This is a genomic window from Microcoleus sp. LEGE 07076, from assembly GCF_015207455.1.
GTDB lineage: Bacteria > Cyanobacteriota > Cyanobacteriia > Cyanobacteriales > Microcoleaceae > Microcoleus.
On record NZ_JADEWV010000487.1, the window covers coordinates 1 to 1,102 of the forward strand.

Below are 1,102 nucleotides of genomic sequence, written 5' to 3' on the forward strand. Positions count from 1 at the left end.
CATTAACACAGTTCGAAAGGCGATCGACGACTGCGAGTATGCTATTTTCGATATAACAACGATTAGCGCTAATGTCATATATGAGATTGGATACGCGGCTGGTCGCAGCAAGCCTGTCATACTTCTAATAAATTCTACAATAAAGAATGCGATGAAGATTCAGGCCGAGCTCGGTATATTTGACACTCAACGCCTCAAGCAATACCGCAACGGTGCCGATGTATCCAATCTGATAGATCAAACGCAAGACCCATTCTACCAAGCACCCTCACCATCAGAACTACGGCACGAAACTCCAGCATACTTCCAGAATTTCCTGTCCAAAACCGAGTTTGCAGCGATATATCTCCTATCCCTCAAGGAGAGCGGTCTTCATTACAGGGAACATGATCCTGAAGAGGATGTCCGCCTCCCGCTGATGCGCGCACACCGTGAAGTCGCCTCTTCCGCTGGTGTGTTTTTATCTCTCATTCCCAGTCACGTGGTCGACTCGGAGTATCACAATTTGAGGGCGTATCTACTTGCCGGGCTCGCAGACGGCCTTGGAATACCGCATCTGATATTGAAGTATGGCGATTTCACTCCGCCATTTGATCTTCGTGACGATGTAACACCCCTACCTGCCCTCAATGTTCTTCAGGAGAAAGTCGAAGCATTTCGACCGCAGGTTATGGAGGCGTTGCAAAAGTATCGCGCCCCTCGGAGGACCATCTCGACAAGCCATCTCACCCAACTTTCTATTGGGGCTAGCGCCGCAGAGAATGAACTTCGTCGGCTAGACAGCTATTTTCTAGAGACGCGAGAGTACTATCGCGCCCTGCGCGGCGAAGCCCAGCTCGTCGTAGGCCGTAAGGGCACCGGAAAAACTGCGATATTTTGGCAACTTAGAGAAAAACTCAAGTCCAACCGAGCCAATTTCGTCCTGGACCTTCGGCCCGAGGGCTTTGACTTAAAGAAATTGAACGAGCTGGTGGCGCAGCATTTCTCAGAGGCCACGCACTCACACACCATGACAGCTTTCTGGGAGTATGTCCTTTTATTAGAGATCGCAGGTAGACTCATCGAAGATGATGAGGTTCTGCTTGGACGAGATTCACGCATT

1 protein-coding gene is annotated in these 1,102 nt (G+C 49.9%); it reads left to right on the forward strand.

Going from position 1 to position 1,102, the window contains the following annotated elements:
- Window positions 1-151: 151 nt before the first annotated feature.
- Window positions 152-1,102: hypothetical protein (locus tag IQ270_RS30480; protein ID WP_228056859.1), on the forward strand; the 951-nt coding region annotated here is incomplete at its 3' end.